Genomic DNA, 21,454 nt, shown 5'->3' with positions numbered 1-21,454 from the left:
CCCTTGGCATCGGGACGGCAGACCGGGAAGGGCCGGGACAGCGTCCTCAGCCCGGTGCGATCAGGCCTTGGGGGTCTTGGCGCCGTACTTGGAGCGAGCCTGGCGACGGTCCTTGACACCGGCGGTGTCGAGGGTGCCGCGGATGATGTGATAGCGGACACCGGGCAGGTCCTTCACCCGTCCGCCGCGGATCAGCACCACCGAGTGCTCCTGGAGGTTGTGGCCGATGCCGGGGATGTAGGCGGTCACCTCGAAGCCGGAGGTCAGCCGCACACGGGCCACCTTCCGCAGCGCCGAGTTGGGCTTCTTCGGGGTGGAGGTGTACACCCGGGTGCACACCCCTCGGCGTTCGGGGCAGGCGCGCAGGGCGGGCGACTTCGTCTTGCGTGTCAGACGTTGCCGTTCAGTTCGGATCAGCTGCTGGATAGTGGGCATCGAGGGCCGGAGAGCACAGGTCGGACGTCCGACCGATTTCGACAATCCGCCACCTTACTGGGTCGCCTGCCGACCACCCCGGCCTCGGCTGAAGGCGGCGCCGCAGGCACAGCTCACGACCCCTTCGGAGGCCCGCACCAGGAAGCCTCCGCCACTGAGGTCGCCGCGGTAGTCGAGGGTCAGGCCATGGAGCAGCTCCTGCTGCCCGGCGGGCGCGTAGAGGGTGATGCCGTCGGCCCGGGCCATGGGCTGGCCCGCCAGGTGCCCGGGCCGCACCCGGATCGTCCACTGCTCGCAGCCCCCTTCCACCAGCTCGAGATGAACCAGCCCGGGGGTGCCGGCCACGGCCGCCTGGCGACCCAGTTCCGCTGCAGCTGCCGCCGTCAGGCGCAGGCTCTGGCCCTTGGGCATCGGGGGTGGGCCATCACGAAGGACCTCCACTCTGGCAGTGCCTCAGGGCACCAGTCCGACCCCGTTGTGCACGGAGCCGGCCACGCCGCGCCCCTTGACCTGATGGCTGCCTCCCAGCACCAGCCCGGTGGAGCTGCCACCGTCGAGGTTCAGCGCATCCCGCAGCCCCAGCTGCAGCAGCAGCTGGGCCGTCTGGGAGAGCGTCGGGCCGCTGTCCGTGGTGCCCTCCAGGGTGATCAGCCACACCTCACGGCCATCGCTGCCGAGCACCGTGCGGGGGGCACCCTGCCGCAGGAAACTGGCGCTGAAGTTCTCGGCGCTGCCGTTGAGGGCGATGCGGCCGTTCTGAAGCAGCAGGGGCCCGCCGCCGATCACCTGGAGTTCCTGGCCGAGGGGGTCGCTGGGGCGGCTGGTGAGCTGCAGGCGGCTGCCGCTGGGCCAGGGGAGCTGCACGCCGCCACGCCCCACCAGCAGGGTCTGGCCGGCGCCCAGGGGCACCCCGCGCTCCAGCTCCAGGCTGCCGAAGCCACGGCTCACCTGGCCGTCCGCCTCCACCACCAGGGCCGTCTCCGAGCCACTGAGGGCGCGGTAGCTCGGCCCCCAGGCCGCGGTGTAGAGGCTGATGCCCCGCTGCACGTAGCCGCTGTTGCTCACCACGATCGGGAAGCGCCGACCGTCGGGCCCAGCCACCCATTCCTCCAGCCTCAGGCGCCCGAAGCGGGGCAGCTCCCGGCCGCTCCAGGCCGCCACCCCCCGGTTGAGGATCGGGCCCGACATCCAGCGGCCGTCCAGCTTGAGGGCGCCGAGGGGGAGACGCCGCACCCGGTTGAAGTACCCCCCGTTGATCGCCACCCGGGCGTTCGTCTGGGCGGCCAGCTGCACCAGGGAGTTGAGCCCTTCCATGCCCCCCGGGCGCACCAGCGGCCGCAGCTGCAGGGGGGCGGTGCGGGGATCCATCCGCACCGCGTTGATGCGCACCCCCTGGCGGGTCAGCCGGTCCCAGCGGAGGGTGCGCCCGATCAGGGCCTGAACGGCCGGGTCGATCGGCCCGGGTTCGGCGCTGGGTCCGGTGGTCGCACCCCCTCCGGGGATGTCGATCACCACCCGGTTGGGCTCCCCCAGCGTGAACATCCGGCTGACCGGGCCGCTGCGCGGGCGCAGCGCCAGCCCAGCCGGATCCCGGCTCACGACCAGCCCCAGGCTGGTCAGCTGGGCGAGCTGATCGGGCCTGGCGTCGAGGTTGAGCACGAGTGCGGAGCCGCTGCTCCGCACCAGAGCCGGTGCCGCGAGATCGAGCACCACCCGCTGGGCCGCGGGCTGGGCTGCGCTCCGCACCCCCAGCAGCCGGGCTTCGGGCAGGGTGAGGCTGAGGCTGCGTTCGCTGGGCTGAAGGCCCACCCCGACGGCCTCCAGCAGCGGCAGGGCATCGAGGGCCACCTCGTCGTCAAGGCTGCGCTGGCGGTTCGGCGGAACCAGCAGGGGCCGGCCGAACCATTCCAGGTCGAGGCTGCCGTCCGGTCGGCTGCGGCTGCTCACGCCCAGCTGGTTCTGCAGGACCTCGAGCGGCAGCCACAGTTCCCGTGGGCGGCTCCCGAGCGGGCCCAGCCACCGCCACAGGGCCTGCTGGCTCTGGCCGTTGATCACGATCCGGTCGCCCTGGTGGTAGCTGCCCTGGTCCGAGCCGCCCGTGGTCCTGGGGGCCGGCACGGCCGGTGGAGGCGGTGGCGGTGCCGGCAGCGGCAGCCGCGGGGCTGCCGAGGCCCCGGTCTCCAGCGCCAGGCCGAGCAGGGCGGCTGGCAGGAGGGCTGCCGGCAGCAGGGCCGCCACCCGCCGCCCAGTGCGGCGCGGCAGGGTTGTGGGGGCGGACGTTCTCACGAAGGCCATCCCGCCAGTGCGTGCGCGCTGACGCTAGCGGTACCCCCAGGGAATCCCGATCTCTAGGATTGGAGGTTCTGCGGCTGCAGCTGTCCCTGGTGACGCTGCTTCGCGGCTCTGCACCACCGGTTTGCCACCGAACCGGCCTGCCAGACCACCATCGCCGGAAACCATCGGGCTATGCCACGACCGACCCGCCCCGTTTGGCCCCATTGCGACAGCCCCGCGCCGGCTGCCGTGGCGGGCGAGAAGGACGCCTGCGGGGTCGGCTTTCTGGCCTCGCTGAAGGGGGAGGCCAGCCACTGGGTGCTGCAGCAGTCCCTGCGGGGACTGGGCTGCATGGAGCATCGCGGCGGCTGCGGCGGCGACGGTGACTCCGGCGACGGCGCCGGCGTGCTCTGCGGCATTCCCTGGGGCTATCTCGAGGCGGTCTGGCCCGCGGCCGCAGCTGCCGGTGACGCCCCCCGCGGGCTGGGCATGGTCTTTCTGCCTCCCGACCCGGAGCGCCGGGAGGCGGCCCGTCGCTTCTGCGACGAGGAGGCCCTCAACCTCGGGCTGCGCCCGCTGGGGTGGCGCACGGTGCCCGTGGACCCGGCCGTGCTCGGCCCGATGGCCCGCTCCACGGCCCCATGCATCGAGCAGTGGCTGCTCGGGGCCGATGGGGATGGCGATGCCCTGGAGGGGCTGCTGTTCCGCCTGCGCCGCCGCTGCGGCGACCGGGCCCGCGACCTGTGGGGGCCCGGTCCCACCGACCTCTACTTCGCCTCGCTGAGCAACCGCACGGTCGTCTACAAGGGCATGGTGCGCTCGGAGGTGCTCGCCGCCTTCTACGCCGACCTGCGCGATGAGCGTTTCGCGGTGAGCTTCGCGGTCTACCACCGCCGCTTCAGCACCAACACCCTGCCGCGCTGGCCCCTGGCCCAGCCGATGCGCCTGCTGGGTCACAACGGCGAGATCAACACCCTGCTGGGCAACATCAACTGGGCCCGGGCCGCCGAGGTCAACCTCGAAGCCGTGTGGGGGGAAGCCGCCAGCGACCTGCGCCCGGTGGTGAATCCGGCCTTCAGTGACTCGGCCAACCTGGACGCCACGCTCGAGCTGCTGGTGCGCAGCGGCCGGCCGATCACCGAAAGCCTGCTTACCCTGGTTCCGGAGGCCTTCCGTGACCAGCCCGACCTGGCCGAGAGGCCCGAGATCCAGGCCTTCTACGAGTACTCCGCCTGCACCCAGGAGCCCTGGGACGGTCCGGCGCTGCTGGTGTTCGCCGATGGCCGCAGCGTCGGCGCGACCCTGGACCGCAACGGCCTGCGCCCGGCCCGTTACTGCATCACCAGCGATGGCTTCGTGGTGATGGGTTCGGAAACGGGGGTGGTGGAACTCGAGGAGAGTCTCATCCTCGAGAAGGGGCGGCTCGGTCCCGGCCAGATGCTCGCCGTGGATCTCGAGAACGGCCGCCTGCTGCACAACTGGGATGTCAAGCAGGAGGTGGCCTCGCGCCATCCCTACGGGGCCTGGCTGGCCGAACACCGCCGCAGCCTGGGCAGCCAGCCCTGGACGCAGGAGCGCCAGCTCGGAGACCTCGAGCTGCTCCAGCAGCAGACGGCCTTCGGCTTCACGGCCGAGGACTTCGATCTGGTGATCGAGGACATGGCCGGGGCGGCCAAGGAACCCACCTACTGCATGGGGGACGACATCCCCCTGGCGGTGCTCTCCTCCAAGCCGCACCTCCTCTACGACTACTTCAAGCAGCGGTTCGCCCAGGTCACCAATCCACCGATCGATCCGCTGCGGGAAAAGCTCGTGATGAGCCTGGAGATGCATCTGGGCAAGCGCGGCTCGCCGCTGCGGCCCGAGCCCGCCTCGGCGGCGGTGCTGCATCTGAGCAGCCCGATCCTCAATGAGGCGGAGCTGGAGGCGGTCGGTCGCCAGGGCCTGTCCACCACCACACTGTCGACGCTGGTGGCGATCGCCGCGGGGCCAGGCGATCTGGAGGCGGCCATCACCCGGCTGCGCAGCGACGCCGAGGCCGCGGTGCGCGCAGGCAGCCAGATTCTGGTGCTCTCCGACCGGGGCATCAACGCCACCACCACCTACATCCCGCCCCTGCTGGCCGTGGGAGCGGTGCACCATCACCTGCTGAACCTCGGGCTGCGGCTGCAGACCTCCCTGGTGGTGGACACGGCCCAGTGCTGGAGCACCCACCACCTGGCCTGTCTGATCGGCTACGGCGCCAGTGCGGTCTGTCCCTGGCTCACCTGGGAGACCACCCGCCACTGGCTGGCCCAGCCCAAGACCCAGTCGCTGATCGAGCGGGGCAAGCTGCCGCCCCTCACGCCGGAGCTGGTGCAGGCCAATGTGCGCAAGGCCCTGGAGGACGGCCTGCGCAAGATCCTCTCCAAGATCGGGATTTCGCTGCTGGCCAGTTACCACGGCGCCCAGATCTTCGAGGCGATCGGCATCGGCGCCGACCTGATCGCGCTGGCCTTCCGGGGCACCACCAGCCGGGTGGCGGGGCTGAGCCTGGCCGATCTGGCCAGCGAAACGCTCAGTTTCCACGCCAAGGCCTTCCCCGAACTGAACCGCACCAAGCTCGAGTTCATGGGCTTCGTGCAGTACCGCACCGGCGGCGAGTTCCACCTCAACAGCCCGGAGATGGCCAAGGCCCTCCATGCCGCCGTCGCGGCCGGCCCCGGCTACGACCATTTCGCCACCTACAAGACCCTGCTCGAGAACCGCCCGGTCACGGCGCTGCGGGATCTGCTCGAGCTCACCCCCGCCGCCACGCCCCTGCCGCTGGATCAGGTGGAGAGCGTGGAGAGCATCTGCAGCCGGTTCTGCACGGGCGGCATGAGCCTGGGGGCCCTCTCCCGTGAGGCCCACGAGGTGCTGGCCGTGGCGATGAACCGCATCGGCGGCAAGAGCAACAGCGGCGAGGGCGGCGAGGATCCGGCCCGATTCCACGTGCTCAACGATGTGGATGGAGAGGGCCGTTCCGCCACCCTGCCCACCATCGGCGGCCTTCGCAATGGTGACACCGCCTGCTCCGCCATCAAGCAGATCGCCTCGGGGCGCTTCGGGGTGACGCCCGAATACCTGCGCAGCGGCAAGCAGCTGGAGATCAAGGTGGCCCAGGGGGCCAAGCCCGGCGAGGGCGGCCAGCTGCCCGGCCCGAAGGTGGATCCGTACATCGCCTGGCTGCGCAACAGCAAGGCCGGCGTGGCCCTGATCTCGCCGCCGCCGCACCACGACATCTATTCGATCGAGGACCTGGCCCAGCTGATTCACGACCTGCACCAGGTGCATCCCGCCGCCAAGGTGAGCGTGAAGTTGGTGGCCGAGATCGGCATCGGCACGATCGCGGCGGGGGTGGCCAAGGCCAATGCCGACGTGATCCAGATCTCCGGGCACGACGGCGGCACCGGCGCCTCACCGCTGAGCTCGATCAAGCACGCCGGCACCCCCTGGGAGCTCGGCCTCACCGAGGTGCACCGGTCCCTGCTGGACAACGGCCTGCGCCACCGGGTGCTGCTGCGGGCCGACGGCGGCCTCAAGACCGGCTGGGACGTGATCATCGCCGCCCTGCTCGGCGCCGAGGAATACGGCTTCGGCTCGGTGGCGATGATCGCCGAGGGCTGCATCATGGCCCGGGTCTGTCACACCAACAACTGCCCGGTCGGGGTCGCCACCCAGAAGGAGGCCCTGCGCAAGCGCTTCACCGGGATTCCCGAGCATGTGGTGAACTTCTTCCTGTTCGTGGCCGAGGAAGTGCGGCAGCTGCTGAGCGTGCTGGGGGTGGCCCGGCTCGATCAGCTGATCGGTCGCACCGAGCTGCTGCGTCCCCGCTCGGTGCCCCTCGCCAAGACCCCAACGCTCGATCTCTCCTGCCTGATCGACCCGATCCCCGCGGCGGCGGACCGCAGCTGGCTCCAGCATGAGGCCCAGGCCCACAGCAACGGCGTGGTGCTCGAGGATCAGCTGCTGGCCGATGCCGACCTGATGGCGGCCATCGAGGCGCACGGCTGCCTGGCCCGCACGGTGCCGATCCTCAACACCGACCGCAGCGTGGGCGCGCGGATCTCCGGCGAGATCGCGGCCCGGCATGGCAACACCGGTTTCCAGGGCCAGCTGGACCTCAGCTTCGAAGGGGCCGCCGGCCAGAGTTTCGGCGCCTTCCTGCTCCAGGGGATGAACGTGCGGCTGGTGGGTGACGCCAACGACTACGTGGGCAAGGGCATCAACGGCGGTCGCATCACCGTGGTGCCGCCGGCCGGTGGCCATGATCCCGGCAGCCAGGTGATCCTCGGCAACACCTGCCTGTACGGGGCGACCGGTGGTGAGCTGTTCGCCCTCGGCCGCGCCGGCGAGCGCTTCGCGGTGCGCAACAGCGGCGCCCGCACCGTGGTGGAGGGTGCCGGTGATCACTGCTGCGAGTACATGACCGGTGGCGTGGTGGTGGTGCTGGGCTCCACAGGCCGCAACGTGGCGGCCGGCATGACCGGCGGCGTGGCCTTCCTGCTCGATGAGGCGGGCAACCTGGCCGATCGCCTCAATCCCGAGACGGTGGCCCTGTGCGAGCTCACCACACCGGAGCAGGAAGGGCTGCTCAAGCCCCTGCTGGAGGCCCATCTGGAGCACACAGGCAGCAGCAGGGCCGCCGCGATCCTGGCCGACTGGCCGAGCTGGAAGGCCCGCTTCCGCGTGCTGGTGCCGTCGAGCGAGAAGGAGACGGTGGGGCTGGTGGATCGGGAGGCTGTGGTGGCTGGATGAAGCCCCGCCGACTGATCCTGCATGCGGGTCCGCACAAGACGGGCACCAGTTCGATCCAGGCGGTGCTGCGCGATCATGTGTTTTCCGCCTTTCACTATCCGAAGACTGGCCAATGGCCTGATGGTTCCCACCACAACCTGGTGTTTAGCCTGGTGCCGGAGCTGAGGCGAGGAGATGCTGAGGTGCTGGATGCGGCCGATCTGCTGGAGCAGCTGCAGCGCGAGCTGGCCGATGTGCAGCAACAGGCGTTCCTGATCAGCAGCGAGTTTCTCAGCACCGGTTGCGCCGCAAGGCTGGTGGAGTGGTTGGTGGGGCATGGCCTGGCCGACCCGGATGGAATCCGGGCGCTGCTCGTGGAGCGCGATCTGCTCAGCCGGGCGGCTTCCCTCTACAACCAGGCCGTGAAGGATCCCTATGTGGGCGAAACCCGCAGCCCCGATGCGTGGCTGTCGGAGGAGGCCACCAGCCTGCGTTTCGAGCCGATCCAGGCGGAGCTGCGGTCTGCCGTCACGGCTGTGGATGTGCTGTCCTACGAGCCCGCCGAGAATCTGGTGCAGCGTGTGTTGATGGCTGCTGGGGCCCATCAGGAAGAACTGCCCGACAAGATGCCGTGGACCAACATCTCGATGAGCGAGCCGGTGCTGAAGGCCCTGCTGGAGGTGAACCGCACGGTGGCGGATCCGGAGGAGCGGATTCAGCGTCGCAATCAACTATTTCATTTGCTGCGCCCAGCTTTCACCCCTTCAAGCCCTAGGCTGTTCAGCGATTCCTGACATTCTGCTTCGGCATTAATCTTTGGGAATGCAAGGCGGTTCCTATCTCTCGATAACTTGCTCCCTCGGCTGGCCGCGACCGCCTAGACGCCCCAGAATCCGCCCAGTTCCTAGTTATTACAATGGTTCTGGGCGTGACGATGGGGCATTCTCAAGCCCAAGTCTTTCTGTCCTTGGAACCCCGAGCAGCCCCTACTGCGGCCGCATTCACCGGTGGAGTGGCTGCCGGAAAACCACCGGAGAACCACCTAAGTGGCCGCTGAAAAACTCTGTACAGGCCCAAGTTGCCTGCGTGAGATCCTGAGAATCAGACAGTTCTGGCACCTGAAGCGCAGGTTCACAAAATGCCTGGCCGAGTTGAAATCGCTCCTCCCTTGGTTTTCCGCGTGCCGCGAGCAGGAGCATGGGGAGTTTTTCAGTAGTCTCCTAAAGCCTTGGCGCATCAATTCAGGGATCAACTCCCCAGCAGTACCTCTGCCAAGCAGTCAAGCCAGCTCACTGGTGGCAGAACCAGAGATGGGCATGGTCTCGTCTCGGGAATGACCCCACTCGCCAGGATGCCCCCAGGCTGGCCCGCCGAGGGCTCATTCACTCGGGCGTGGCTCCCAAGAATCAGGCCAGGCTATCATTATAGGAGGGCAATCTGCCCACAGATGCCGAAGCCTATTTAGGTATGATAATTAACCAGTCGATCGGCTTTGCATTTATTCATATCCCGAAGTCGGCCGGGACTAGTTTGATGCAATACCTCTCACCACTCAATGGCCCGCTGGATCTTGAAATTGGCGGCACCCTTTTTGGAGAGCAAATCCAAGCCGCTTACATCCAGCGCCATGGGCTAGAAAAGCATTCGACGCTTGCAGATGCTCAGAGGGTTATAAACATGACTCGCGCACCTAGGGAGATGTTCGTCTTCACCTTTGTGCGCAACCCATATGCGCGTCTTTCATCGATCTTCTCTTTCCTTCGCAAATGGGAAAGTTACAATCCTGAGTTGCTCCGCTTGCTAAAGTCTTTTGCTGACTTCCGAGAATTCGTGGCGTCGGAGATATTCATGCATTATCCTGGTCCCAGTAATATGTTCCTGCCGCAATGCAATTGGATCATGGTCGATGGAAAACCTTCATCCAGCATGCACTGTTTCCGGATTGAGGATGCGGCCAAGGCGATCAAGATACTTCGGCATGAACTGATACTGCGTGGGGCCGATGCCAGCCTCCTTCCAGCTACGCTTCCCTGCGCCAACATATCTGAAAGCCTTCCTTTTGAAGGCTTTGGATTGTCTGATGCCCTTGTAGAGAAGATCAATGATTATTATGCTGAAGACTTCAAGGCCTTCGGTTATTCGCATTTATCACTTCCTTGAGGGTTTTTGTGCTAATCCAATCAGAAACGTTTGATCCCTCACTTGAGATTGGCGTCTACAGTTTTAGGACCTTCGACGAGTGGCGACGCTGGAGGGCCATGAACCCATGGTTTGGGTTTCACGGTGCCCAGAGGGAGATTGCAGAACACTGTTTGGCAAATGGTATCTCAAGCAGATGGTTTGGTCGTATTCAATCGGGCAGAGTCACCTGCACTAGTCAGAATTATCGGGAGTCCCTAAGAGGTAATGGATTCAATCCTAGACAGAGAGCTGTGCTCGAAACCCTAGTTACATTGACACGAGGCCGAGAACATGAGGTGCGGATTTTTGCAGCTGAAGGGATCACCCCATTCGCATGTGAACTGCAGGACCGGTTTCCTTTCTTTGTCGGTAGCGAATTCGCTCCGACTACCGAACAAAAAGCTCGCATCGCGCCGGTGGAACATCAAGATCTTGCTGCTCTAACCTACCCAGACGAGAGCTTTGACATCTGCATCACCAACGATGTTTTTGAGCACTTACCCAATCTAAGCGCGTCAATAGCGGAGCTGCGAAGAGTACTTACCCCTCGTGGGGTCCTCCTCAGCACCTTCCCATTTCTTCAGAACCGAAATGAGAGTGTTATAAAGTCCCGCTTGACGGCAAAAGGCGAGATTGAGTACTTGATGGAAGCTGAGTATCATGGTAATCCGGTAGACCCGAAGAGCGGATCACTTGTGTTTCAGATTCCTGCATGGGAAATACTTGACACCTTTCAGGAAGAGTCTTGGCATAGCACTGAGATGGTGCTTCTTAGCTCCAGAAAAAGTGGCCTAGTTTCTCGTGACTACCCAGGGGTCTTTATGCTTGTCTCACAAAGATAAAATGCTACACATACCGGCCGCCATCGATAAGCTGAATATTCTGATAGCAGCCTAGATTGTTGTCGAGCCACGCAGCTTCATTCCGTCGTCCAAGCATGAAGCCATTGGTAGCGGATTGTCGAATGCCCATAAATGCGTGGATTGCATTGCCAATGTAAAGAACGTTTAATCCATAATGTTCCGAAACATAATCACATATGGGCAATCCGTAGCAGCCACAGGACGCCACAAAAACACCAGGATGATGCTCTGAGATATAGGCGTCAATCCTTGCTCGGATTTTTTCGAATGAGGCAGTCCAGCCATTGCTTGGCCGATTAGGCCATATTGAGACTGGAGCATTAAGCGCTCGTAGCTCATAGTCCGGAATTGTATAGTCATTAAAGAGCCGCAAGTGATTCCCCGAAGAGGCTTGCATGTTTATTAGATCCGCCAAAGGTGAAACAATAAACACGCTTTGCCCACGGAATAGCGAATATATTTCATCGAATGTGGGATAAGTGCACAATGAAAAAGCATGCGCACTGGACTTCCATAGTGCTACTTGACAACCAAAAAGAAATGGAAAGGCAATGGGAGCCGACACTACGTGGCCGCGAAGCATGCTAGAGAGATATCTATTGCACCACCTAGTAAGGTCGTTCTTGGCAGCGTCGATCGAATCGAAAGAGAAATAGAATCCAGCATTCGTCATGAGCCTAAATAAAGACCACTCAATATCATCACAACTAAGAAACGACATTGACCTTGAATCTCTGTGGACCTGAGCAGGTACATCCTTTGCATTGAAAATATCCTCGAGCACAGAAAAGAGTTTGTCTCGACATCTCAAGTAAGAATCGATTACTCTCATTTCAACACAGCCAAATCTCACTCGATGGCGCTTATCGCTTTTGGAGAAAGTAGTTTGCCAAGGCGTGTCATAGTCTATATAACTCTCATCTCTGCACGCAACAACAAGCTCTGCAAGTACGATATTGAATGCGTCGGAAAACTCCAGCGATAAAGCGGAAATATTCTTGTTTACTTGCATTGCAATTCTCTCATAGCTTCGATTAAAAACAATTGGAAGTCTGCGAGATTGGCCAATAGACTTGACTTCGGCAATAACGCTCCTTGCCACAGCTGAATATGGCGCTGAGTGGCGGCACAGCGTCAGAATATTGATCTCAATTTCATTGTGATCAATAAATGAAAATCTACTATGACATCCGATGCCTAGACCAAAATATACTTTTATCACAGGCTTAGCCTCCCATGAATAACTTCCATTGACCAAAGACAGTCTTGGCTTTTGGATCAGATTGAAGGTAGTCAATGCCAACCTTTTCGAAGGCCTTAAACTCGCTTTCTATAAACTCCTCCAAAGAAAAAACTCTTGACTTGCCCTTGTGTTCTGGCGATTTAAAGTGATACCCTCCTTTGTATTCGGTCTTGTTGATCTCGGCGATCTCGGGATACATTGGAAAAATTGCTGCCCCGCTAAGTGGATTTGGTCGAAAGTGGTAATTTAGGCTTGGAGCAGAAGGCTTAGCAATCCCTCGTGATGTAATGTACTCGACCAATGAGTCCGTGTATTCAGTGAATAGAAATGAAGTTGGATGATTTACCGTCATAAAGCATGGCACTCTTTGAAAGTTCTCTTCAATAATCCTTGAGACGGGAACATCAACCTTCTGTTCGCGATGCTTTAGCTGATGTAATGACGTCTCTGCCTCAAGGTGATATTCCATCTTAAGGTATGTATCCATATTGAATAATCTAATGGTTTCAAGCGTGGAATATCCGGACAGAAATCCGATAAGCGCTAATTTGCTGTGGTAGTCACCAAGTGGGCCGAGGGTCCTTCCTCCAGGCCCACCAAGATAGGTCAAGTCTGGATGAAGGCCAGAAAAATAGATGCTTGGGATTCTTATCAGTTTGTCTTGGCCAAGCACGGCCTCCTGGTTTTCTATGAATAGAGCGCCATAAAGGGGAGATAGCGGTGCCGTGATTACAAAGTTAAAGCATGATCTGGCGCGATCAAAGAATTCTATGCTTTTTCGTTGAATTTCCTTCGGTGGGATTAGGTGAATCCCGAAAGTCTCGAAAGATACATCGTGGAAGCGAATGGAAAGATAGTCTGCAATGGCTCTGGCTTGGCAATTTCCAATAACTGCTGCTGTCTTCACAGGCAAGTCCGCTTCAAGTCTGGCAATTGCATCTGCATTATGCTAGCTGATGGTGGCTCTCTATCCTGGGCCGAGAGGGCCACTGAGGTTGAACTGTTAAACAGCCTTGCGTTCGTCTAGGAGTTTGTTGCCAATGGAATTCGGGTCAATGCGCCTAGCTCAATTCTGCTGGGTTTATAGCGGACGCCATCGCCTTGTGCGTCCTGAGCCACATCAGCGTGAAGCGGATGCAGTCCTTGCCAGTGTCGACAGGTCTTGTGTATTGCCACACCGCGTCTCTGCCAGTAGCGTGTTTGACGGCAATTTAATTTGGTTGAGGGGCGGGGGTTCAACCTTACTGACTTCTGGCAGTAGCACCTTTTGTTGTGATCGCTCGAACTATAAAAACTTGAGAAGCTTGTGCGTGGCGGCGCGTGTCTGCTACGTTCTGCCAATGTCTCTAGGCACCGCAGCAAGAAAAGTCTCTGGCTCATTCAGCTATCTGTTTCTAGAAAGGTGGTAGTCGTCAATCTGCTGGAGATTCTTTTGTGTCTCTGATTCCGGGGCGCAGAAGCTCATCTGCGCTGTGCTAGGGAGACTTTTGGGAGAAAGTTATCCGTCAAGATGACTGAACAGGTCCACAGACTCAAATGCCGCTTTCATCTTGTCCTTCCCCGCCGCAAACGAAAACTGGCTGCTGGCATAGCTGCGGGCAGCCCTTGAGATGTCGCTCCACAGATCATCATCGGAATTCAACTTCCTAATGGCCTCCACCCACTCGTCAGGGGTTTTGGCAATCAGGCAGTCATGCCCATGGCGGAGGCCAATGCCCTCGGCTGCTGTTGGTGTCAACACCGTGGGAATGCCATAGGCCAGGGCATTCAGCACTTTTCCCTTGATCCCAGCACCGCTGAGCAGCGGGGCTACAAACACCCGATGCCTCTGGTAGGCGTCTGCAACAGCGTCGATGTAGCCCACAGGGTCGACCCAGTCGCTGGCAAGGGCCTTGATGTCGTCGACCATGCCAGAGCCGTAGATCGACAGCTTCAGCTGCTGTTGCTCCAGCCGTGGCATGACTTCCCTGCAGAACCACTGCACCCCCTCGGCATTGGGGTGGTGCCGGAAGCTCCCCAGGAAGGACAGACCCTCCCGACCCACCAGTGGGGCAACCTCACGGGGGCTGTCCGCTACCCATGGGCAGGTCATCACCTTCACCCTGCCATCGGTGTGGGAGCTGATCACCGTATGCTCAACTTCGTTGTAGCTCAGAACCAGATCCACCTTCTGCATCATTGCCAGCTCCTCGTTGCGGATGTCTCGCATCGCTTCCATACGGGCTTCGTCGTTTCCGCTCAATGCCGCTCTGAGCTCACGCAGGAAGTGCAAATCTGCATTGTTAAGGATGATGCGCGTGTTCGGCGAGTAGTCGCGAATCAGATGCACCGTGTCGGCAGCCACAAAATACCGGGTTATGTAGACGGCGTCGAACTCTCTGGCATGTTTTTTGAGGTAGTCGGATAGGGACCGATGGAATGGTGCAACAATCACTTCCACACCCTTGCGTTGCAGCTCCTCGGTGTAGGGGCCGAAATATGCCAGGTTTTGGGGCAGAAAAGTCACCTTGTAGCCAAGTGCCTGCACCAGTTCGATCTCGCGAATCGCGGCATAGGATCCCGCGTCCTTGTCTTCTTGAGGTGTGGTGTAGTCAATGAAAAGAACTCTTCCCGCAATCCCCCGGTCTTTTTCGAGATCAGGGAATTCGCCTTCCTTGCCGTGACTGGCGAAGGCCTTGGCCCAGCGCCGCTTGAATTTCGGTCGATTCACCTCCTGATATTGCTTGAAACCTGATGAGCTGTCGGTACCGCTCGTCGTTCCTTCAAAGTGGTACACCACAGACGCAGGCACAAAGTATGTCTTGTAACCTGCCGCGCGTACTTTGAAGGAAAAATCTGTGTCTTCAAAATACATTGGCTCCAGGTAGCTTGATAGTCCACCTACCTCTGCCCAGATCTCCTTGGTTGTCATCAAGGCGGCGCCGGATAAGTAGTCTGCCTGCCTTGCATAGGAAAAACGTGGATCCCATGGATTATGTCCATTGCCGTAATTCCATGGATTCCCTGAGCCCCAGACGATCCCGCCCGCATCTTGAAGCGTTCCATCCGGATACACCAGCTTGGATCCCACGGCTCCCACGCGCTCAAAGCGGCTGAAGGCATCAACCAGGGCATCCAGCCACCCCATTGTCACCTCGGTGTCGTTGTTGAGCAGCACCACGAAACGACCTCGCGCTTCTCTCACTCCTCGGTTGCAGGCTTTGATGAATCGCTCTGGCTTTTCGTTGTGGATGACGGTGATTCCGCTCACAATCTCTTCCACGGCTGCGGTTTCATCGGTAGATCCGTCATCCACGAGGATCACTTCAAAGCTTGCTGCGTTGTGAGCGAGCAGTAGCGAACAGAGGGAGTAGTACGTCACCTCCACCTTGTCGTGGGCGGGGATGACCACCGAAACATCGGGTTCAGCCACGAAGGGGAAGGCCAGGGGAAGCAGCTCAACTGTGCTGTAGTCGCCGTCGAGAGTCTCCAGCGCCTGTGTCAGCATCGCTGGCGTGATACCGGCAATGGGACGTCTGAGATGTTCTCTTAAGGCCTGATACCGATGATTGGCCCGGACCGTGAGATCTGTTGGGAAGGGACGTCGAATCTCATGCAGCAGCACGTCTTCAGGGGTCAGGCTCCTTGGAGCCAGCATCGGCAAGGATAAATAGATCTGACTACCCGAGAGATCCCGCACCTGCGCCTCCACAGGCTCGCCTCGCAGCCACCTAGTCGGCAGGTTGATCGTGTTGGGTTCTGGGCCAAGTTCGAGCAGCTGGCACGCTTCACCATTCACAAAGAGGCTAAAGCGGTTGTCCCGGTTGGCCTTGGCCGTGAATGAGTGCTGCCAGTTTTCCAGTAAGGTGATACTTGACTGGTCGGGGGCAAATAACTCTAATGGCCGTGTATTTTGCAATTCCAATAACAGTGGCTCATCCTCTGAGGAGCTAAAGGGAGGTACTGTTCCTGTGAAAAATACTGTATCCCTTGGCGCACCGTTGCTGTCCTTCAGCTTCGCTTCCCGTGGCATGGTGATGGTTGCGCCTGTTCGCTTGCCCCTGGCCTGCCTGAGTACAGGATTGGAAATCAGGAGAACATTTGTCTCTGTGCCTTGGCTGGCTCGACTTTGGCGGTTGTCCCGGACGCGAAGGGTGACGCTTGCTTCTTCTGCGTTGATGTTCAGCGGTATGCGGACGCGCTGATGATCCGAGAGTTCGGGGCCGCCTCGGGAGGATGTGTCAAACGAAACGCTGTACACCCTGTGGCGATGGAAGGGTTTGATGGTGGAGATTGAGATCTCAAGCGTTCCTCCGCTACCGTTGCACCCCAGGAGTGCTTCGAAGATATGGTCGCCCGTGATGCCTTGAACAGATGCTACATGGCAGATGTCAGTCTGAAATTGGCTGGTCCCTCCGCCTACTTCCACTTTGATCGTCAGGGCATGACGGAGTTGCTGCTCGTGCTTTTGAAGCAAGCCGGCTCTTAATATCTTGCCATCGCTAATTGTGTCTGACCTGCTTGGCTCGTTGATGCTGATGACTTGGCTTGCTCGCGTGATCAGGTCAATCACCTGTCTGTGTGACGTGATATTTTCAAACCTCTTCCAGCTCTTTCTCCTTGGAATCAATGGAATGAGCGCTGTTCCTTTTCGCGCATACAATCTGTCATTTGTCGTTGGGTCTCCGACGTCCACGGCCTCGATGGCCAAAATGGACCCTTCAAGCCAGGCTTTAAGCGGACGGATCTGACTGGCTCTGTTGCTGCCGAGCATTCGGGGGGGGGCTGAGATTGATGAGCCTTGCTTTCGCTTGGAGGGTTGATCCCTTGAGTAAAGGTGGCTCCTGGCGGCGCGACTGCTAACAACCCACTATAATAACACTGTCATTCTATCATTAAACTCTTCGGGTGCTCCCGCATCAGCCGCCGCACCTCGCCCGCGTGGTAGCTGCTCCGCGTCAGCGGGCTGCTCACCACCTGCAGAAACCCCAGCTGCCGCTCGCCATGGCGGCGAAAGGTCTCGAACTGCTCGGGTGTCACGAACCGATCCACCGGCAGGTGCTTCGGGCTCGGCGAGAGGTACTGGCCGATCGTCACGATGTCCACGGCGTGCCGGCGCAGGTCGGCCATCACCTCGAGCACCTCGGCATCCGTCTCCCCCAGTCCCACCATCAGTCCTGATTTGGTGTAGGTCCGGGGCCAGCCCTCCCGCACCCGCCGCAGCAGCTCGAGCGAGCGGGAGTAAACCCCCTGGGGGCGGGCCTTGCGGTAGAGCCGCGGCACGGTCTCGATGTTGTGGTTCAGCACATCGGGCGCCCCTGCCATCACGCTGGCGAGGGCCTCCCAGTTGCCGCAGAAATCCGGGATCAGCAGCTCGATCGTGGTGTCCGGGGAGCGTTTCCGTACCTGCTCCATGCAGGCCACGAACTGGCTGGCGCCGCCGTCGGCCAGGTCGTCACGGTTCACCGAGGTGATCACCACGTGGTTCAGCCCCAGCCGGGCCACCGCTTCCCCCAGCCGTTCCGGCTCGGTCGGGTCCAGGGCCCGCACGCTTTTGTCGAAGTCGATGTCGCAGTAGGGACAGGCCCGGGTGCAGCCCGGCCCCATGATCAGGAAGGTGGCCGTTCCGCCGGCGAAGCATTCGCCGATGTTGGGGCAGCTGGCCTCCTGGCAGACGGTGTTCAGCCTGAGATCCACCAGCAGGTCGGCCACCTCGCCGATCCGTTCCCGCTGGGGAGCCTTGACGCGCAGCCAGTCGGGTTTGAGCACGGCAGGGGCTGGCTCGTGCAGGCCAGGCAGTGGAAAGAGGACTGTAGAAAGCCGCGTGTGGAAAGCTGCGTCCCGGGCCGTCTGGGCTGGAACGCGGCCCCACCTCCATCCCCTACAGTCAGCCCATCGGGATGTAGCGCAGCTTGGTAGCGCACTTCGTTCGGGACGAAGGGGCCGCAGGTTCGAATCCTGTCATCCCGACTTTCAGCTCAGTTCGGCCCCCGGATAGCCCCGTGGGGTGACCATCCGGCCGTCCTGCACCCGGCTGCTGCTGTTCCCCACCAGCACCAGCGTGAGCATGTCCACCTGCTCCACCGGCAGATCCCCCAGGGTGTGGAGGCTCACGCTCTCTTCGGCGCGTCCCAGCTGGCGGGCGATCACCACGGGGGTCTCCGCTGGCCTGCCGCTCAGCAGGATCTCGCGGGCGCGTGCCAGCTGCCAGTGACGATCCCGCGATCGCGGGTTGTAGAGCGCCACCACGAAATCACCCGCCGCCGCCGCCGTCAGGCGTCGTTCGATCACGCTCCAGGGGGTGAGGCGGTCGCTGAGGCTGACCGTGCAGAAATCGTGCATCAGCGGCGCCCCGGCCCGCGCCGCCGCCAGCTGCAGCGCCGAGATGCCCGGATGCACGCAGAACGCAGGCCGGGCCTGCTGCGGCTGGCTGAGCCAGAGCTCCAGCGCCAGGCCGGCCATGGCGTAGATGCCGCTGTCCCCCGAGGACACCAGCGCCACGTTGAGGCCCTGGTTCGCCAGCTCCAGCGCCAGGCTGCAGCGGGCTCTCTCCTCGGTGAGCTGGCCGTCGCAGCGCAACTGGTCGGGCCGCCGCAACGGCTCGAGCAGATCCAGGTAGAGGCCGTAGCCGACCCACACCGTCGCGTCCGCCAGGGCGCGGCGGGCTTCGGGCGTGAGCAGGTCCAGCCGGCCCGGGCCGCTGCCCACCAGGTGGAGCTGGCCCCGCCGCGGTGCCCACTGCTCGGCCGCCTCGGCGATCGCCAGGGTGGCGGCGCCCCGTTCCTCTCCTCCGGCGCGTTCGATCGTCTTCGCGGCCAGGAGGCTGCTCCCCGCTCCGGCGGCCACCAGGGCGGCCGCCTCGGCCACGCTGGCGGTGCCCATCGCGGCGGCCACCAGCGCCGAGGGGTTGGGGACCTCCACCGTCTGCAGCTCGTCGGCGGTCAGCCAGCGCACCGGCCAGTTCCGCTGCTCGGCCAGCTGCAGCAGGGCCGGCTCGTCGGCCTTGCGGTCGATGCTGGCCAGGCCCGCCACGGCTTCAGGGGCCAGGCCCAGTTCCTCCAGGCGGCTGTCTACCAGCCGCTCCAGCAGCGACAGGCTTGTGTGGCGTTCACAGCCGAGGCCGAGCCACAGGCAGGGGGGATGCCAGCGGCAGCCCGGACCCCGCTCCGCCGTGATGACCAGGTCCGCCATGGCCCCCGCGGCAGCCTGGGCGCCGCTGGTGATTCCGGCCTGGCCCAGCTGCTGGCTGGCCTGGAGTTCCTGCCAGCGGCTGGTGCCGTGGCTCTGGTGGATCCTCAGCCGCTGCGGATCCCGCGCCGCCTGCCGCATCAGCGCGTTCCAGTCGCCCTGCGGCCCGCGGCGCCAGCCCCAGGCCTGGCCGAAGCGGTCCAGGGCCAGGCTGCCGCGGGCGCTGCTGGCACCGGTCGCCACGACCTGGGCCCCCAGCAGGGCCGCCATGCGCTGGGCGAGGGCGTCGCCCCCGGCGGCATGGGCCCCCAGCAGCGGCACGGCGAAGCGTCCCTCCGGATCGATCACCACCACCGCCGGATCCCGCCCTTTCTCCGTGAGCAGCGGAGCCAGCAGCCGGACCACCAGGCCGCAGGCACCCGCCACCACGAAGCCCTCGGCCTGGCCCCATTGGGTGCGCAGCACCTCCTGGGCCGCCGGGCTGGCACCGCTGCAGACCACCTCGTCCAGGCCGCCGGCCGCCAGGAGCTGCTGGATCAGCCGATCACCCGCCGGACTGAAACTCAGGCCCCAGATGCCGCAGGGCGGGGAGACGCTCACGGCGCGAAGCGCTGGCGCAGCCTGGCCAGGGGACCCTCGGCCCTGGGCTGGATCAGGGATCCATCCTCACGGACCTGGTCCCGGGCGGAACCCTCCCGGGGGCTGGTGGGGGCCAGGCGTTCAGGGACGGCGGGAACCTGGGGGGGAGGCGAAGCTGCCTGCGGTGCTGGGATCTCCTCCCGGGCTGGCTCCTCCACCGACCCGCTCGCCGGCGGCGCGTCGGCAGGCAGGTCCTCTGAAGCGGCCGGTTCGGCGGGCTCTGGCGCCTCCGATTCCAGGGGGGGCTGTGCGGTCTGTGCGGCCTGAGGGGCTGCGTTGGGCGCTGCGGGCTGTTCTGGCGACTCGGGTTGAGCGGGTTCTGCGTCCCCCTCTTCTTGGTCCCCCTGTGGTTCGTCTTCCAGTGGTTCGTCTCCCTGGAGCGCCGGCGGGGAGCTCACCGGCTCAGGTTCCGATGACGAAGGTTCTGCCCGCTCCTCCGGTTCTCCTGCATCGAGGGAGGGCTCTTCGGCCTCATCGGGGCCTGTGGACTGGCCCAGCAGACGGGACAGGGCCTGCGTGCTCAGGTCCCGGCCCTGCCAGGGCGGGGCGGGGGCGGCCGGGGTGATCGTCACGTCACGCACCAGGCTGTTGAACGGCGGGTTGAGCGGTTCGCCCCGCCCATCCACGAGCTCCATCACCACACTGTTCGCGCCGTCACGCCAACCCTTGAGCCAGAGGGGCTCCTGCTGGTCCACCAGAAAGCTGTCGCTGTTGACGGTGAGGCGCAGGCGCCAGCTGCCATCCCCTTCCCGCAGGCCCTGCAGGGGGGCATCGAGCAGCAGCCAGTCGATCAGCACCGGTTGGGCCGAGCTCAGCCCGGCCGGACTCACCGGGATCAGCTGGGGCGTCCCCGGGGCCGGCAGGGCCAGGGGGTTGGCGGCCACCCGGTGCACCCGGATCTGGTCGTGGGCCGCAGGCTCCTTGACCGCCTCGCCCCAGGGGCGGGCGGCATAGGCGGTGATCCGGTGGCTGCCGGGGGAGAGTTCCGGCAGTTCCGCCGTGAGCTCGGCGGTGAGTTCAGCCGTGCGCTTCGCTGTGCGCTCAGCCGCCATCGCGCCCTGCGGGCGATCGGGAGGGGGGCCTGCCAGCCGGAGGGGGGGCTGGTCGTCGATCTGCAGCACCAGGTGGGCGCCCAGGCCCAGCGGGCCGGCATCGGCCAGGGGCCAGTCGGCCACGCTGATCCGGATGCTCCAGGGGCCGGCTGGCAGCGGACTCTCGGGCGCGGGCGCCAGGATCTTCACGCGGGGGTGGTGCTGGCTCAGGGCCTCCCCCAGCTGGCGTACGGCCGGGGGTGGGGGCACTTCCTGGAGGCTGCCGGCCGGTGCGGTGGCCTGCAGCAGCGCTGGCGGTGCCGAGGAGCGTGGCGATGATCTGCCGCACCCTGCCGGCATGAGCACCAGCAGCAGCAGCGCGATCCAGGCAGCCGTGCGGCGCAGCGGGCCGGCCCACCCCGCACGGCCGCTGAGTCGAGCCGACCTGGCCTGAGGATCCGTGGCGTGACCCGCCGTCACCCTGCCCGTGCTCCCTGGTTCCATCAGCGCATTCTGCTGGCACGGCGGGACGTTGGGATCCCGGGCTCATCGGCAGGATTCTTTAAGGAATCAAGATGTACTGAAATGGCAAAAAGATCGCCCAGGGGTGTATCTCTAACTGCTGTGCAGACGCCAGTGCTGGCCTGGGAAGCCAGCGGATTGAACCTTTGTAACTGGGGCCCCGAACGGCTTCATTTTGGCCCTTATAGTGCCGCGAGCGGTCCCCTATCTGGGGCCCAAAGCCCCAGCCATGGCAGGGGGTTTCGCGGTTTCGCGGTTCCCTCGTCCCGGCTGGAGCCCATGACCCTCCGGGCCTCGGTCCGGGCGGTCATGGGGCCCATCGGTGAGTCCGGCATGCCTCG

13 protein-coding genes and 1 tRNA gene are annotated in these 21,454 nt (G+C 63.1%); 5 read left to right on the top strand and 9 right to left on the bottom strand.

What is annotated here, in order from left to right:
* Positions 1 to 60: 60 nt before the first annotated feature.
* From rpsL to ACLNEE_RS09755, 3 genes are read right to left on the bottom strand one after another with little or no spacing between them, the layout of a single operon-like run.
* Positions 61 to 435 carry a 30S ribosomal protein S12 gene (rpsL, locus tag ACLNEE_RS09765; protein ID WP_411424321.1) on the bottom strand — a complete coding sequence of 125 codons (375 nt, stop codon included), beginning with the start codon at positions 433 to 435 and terminating at the stop codon, positions 61 to 63.
* 54 nt (positions 436 to 489) lie between these two features.
* Complete coding sequence (locus ACLNEE_RS09760) at positions 490 to 846, bottom strand: hypothetical protein (RefSeq protein ID WP_412007034.1); 357 nt, start codon at positions 844 to 846, stop codon at positions 490 to 492.
* 42 nt (positions 847 to 888) lie between these two features.
* Positions 889 to 2,721 carry a phosphodiester glycosidase family protein gene (locus tag ACLNEE_RS09755; RefSeq protein WP_411424319.1) on the bottom strand — a complete coding sequence of 611 codons (1,833 nt, stop codon included), beginning with the start codon at positions 2,719 to 2,721 and terminating at the stop codon, positions 889 to 891.
* A gap of 180 nt (positions 2,722 to 2,901) precedes the next feature.
* Here ACLNEE_RS09755 and gltB point away from each other — a divergent pair, with 180 nt between their 5' ends.
* The 4 genes from gltB (at position 2,902) to ACLNEE_RS09735 (ending at position 10,490) form a co-directional block, all read left to right on the top strand.
* Positions 2,902 to 7,488 (top strand): glutamate synthase large subunit, encoded by a 4,587-nt coding sequence (gltB, locus tag ACLNEE_RS09750; protein WP_411424318.1) that lies wholly within the window; start codon positions 2,902 to 2,904, stop codon positions 7,486 to 7,488.
* Positions 7,485 to 8,261 carry a hypothetical protein gene (locus tag ACLNEE_RS09745; protein ID WP_411424317.1) on the top strand — a complete coding sequence of 259 codons (777 nt, stop codon included), beginning with the start codon at positions 7,485 to 7,487 and terminating at the stop codon, positions 8,259 to 8,261. The genes gltB and ACLNEE_RS09745 overlap by 4 nt, the downstream gene beginning before the upstream one ends.
* A gap of 673 nt (positions 8,262 to 8,934) precedes the next feature.
* Entirely contained in the window at positions 8,935 to 9,627 is a 693-nt protein-coding gene (locus tag ACLNEE_RS09740; protein WP_411424316.1) for a sulfotransferase family 2 domain-containing protein, read from the top strand.
* Between the two features lie 317 nt (positions 9,628 to 9,944).
* A complete protein-coding gene (locus tag ACLNEE_RS09735; protein ID WP_412007033.1) occupies positions 9,945 to 10,490 on the top strand; it encodes a class I SAM-dependent methyltransferase in 546 nt (181 codons plus the stop codon).
* A gap of 4 nt (positions 10,491 to 10,494) precedes the next feature.
* On the opposite strand, the gene ACLNEE_RS09730 is transcribed toward ACLNEE_RS09735, so the two are convergent.
* The 4 genes from ACLNEE_RS09730 to lipA form a co-directional block, all read right to left on the bottom strand.
* Positions 10,495 to 11,814: a hypothetical protein gene (locus ACLNEE_RS09730; protein ID WP_411424717.1), complete on the bottom strand. Its 1,320-nt coding sequence runs from the start codon at positions 11,812 to 11,814 to the stop codon at positions 10,495 to 10,497.
* Entirely contained in the window at positions 11,738 to 12,661 is a 924-nt protein-coding gene (locus ACLNEE_RS09725; protein ID WP_411424716.1) for a WcbI family polysaccharide biosynthesis putative acetyltransferase, read from the bottom strand. The genes ACLNEE_RS09730 and ACLNEE_RS09725 overlap by 77 nt, the downstream gene beginning before the upstream one ends.
* 591 nt (positions 12,662 to 13,252) lie before the next feature.
* Positions 13,253 to 16,429: a glycosyltransferase gene (locus tag ACLNEE_RS09720; RefSeq protein WP_411424579.1), complete on the bottom strand. Its 3,177-nt coding sequence runs from the start codon at positions 16,427 to 16,429 to the stop codon at positions 13,253 to 13,255.
* Positions 16,430 to 16,617: 188 nt separating this feature from the next.
* Positions 16,618 to 17,502, bottom strand: a complete 885-nt coding sequence (lipA, locus tag ACLNEE_RS09715; protein ID WP_411424578.1) for a lipoyl synthase — start codon at positions 17,500 to 17,502, stop codon at positions 16,618 to 16,620.
* Positions 17,503 to 17,629: 127 nt separating this feature from the next.
* Between lipA and ACLNEE_RS09710 the strand changes: the two genes are divergently transcribed.
* A tRNA-Pro gene (locus ACLNEE_RS09710) sits at positions 17,630 to 17,703 on the top strand.
* Positions 17,704 to 17,706: 3 nt separating this feature from the next.
* On the opposite strand, the gene cobJ is transcribed toward ACLNEE_RS09710, so the two are convergent.
* Together cobJ and ACLNEE_RS09700 are read right to left on the bottom strand one after the other, a co-directional pair.
* A complete protein-coding gene (gene cobJ / locus ACLNEE_RS09705) occupies positions 17,707 to 19,521 on the bottom strand; it encodes a precorrin-3B C(17)-methyltransferase (RefSeq protein ID WP_411424577.1) in 1,815 nt (604 codons plus the stop codon).
* Complete coding sequence (locus ACLNEE_RS09700; RefSeq protein WP_412007032.1) at positions 19,518 to 21,071, bottom strand: hypothetical protein; 1,554 nt, start codon at positions 21,069 to 21,071, stop codon at positions 19,518 to 19,520. The genes cobJ and ACLNEE_RS09700 overlap by 4 nt, the downstream gene beginning before the upstream one ends.
* Positions 21,072 to 21,454: the final 383 nt, after the last annotated feature.

The organism is Aphanothece stagnina RSMan2012, assembly GCF_046764815.1.
GTDB lineage: Bacteria > Cyanobacteriota > Cyanobacteriia > PCC-6307 > Cyanobiaceae > NIES-981.
The sequence above is the reverse complement of the archived record's forward strand: the minus strand, read 5'-3'. Positions and strand labels throughout refer to the sequence as shown.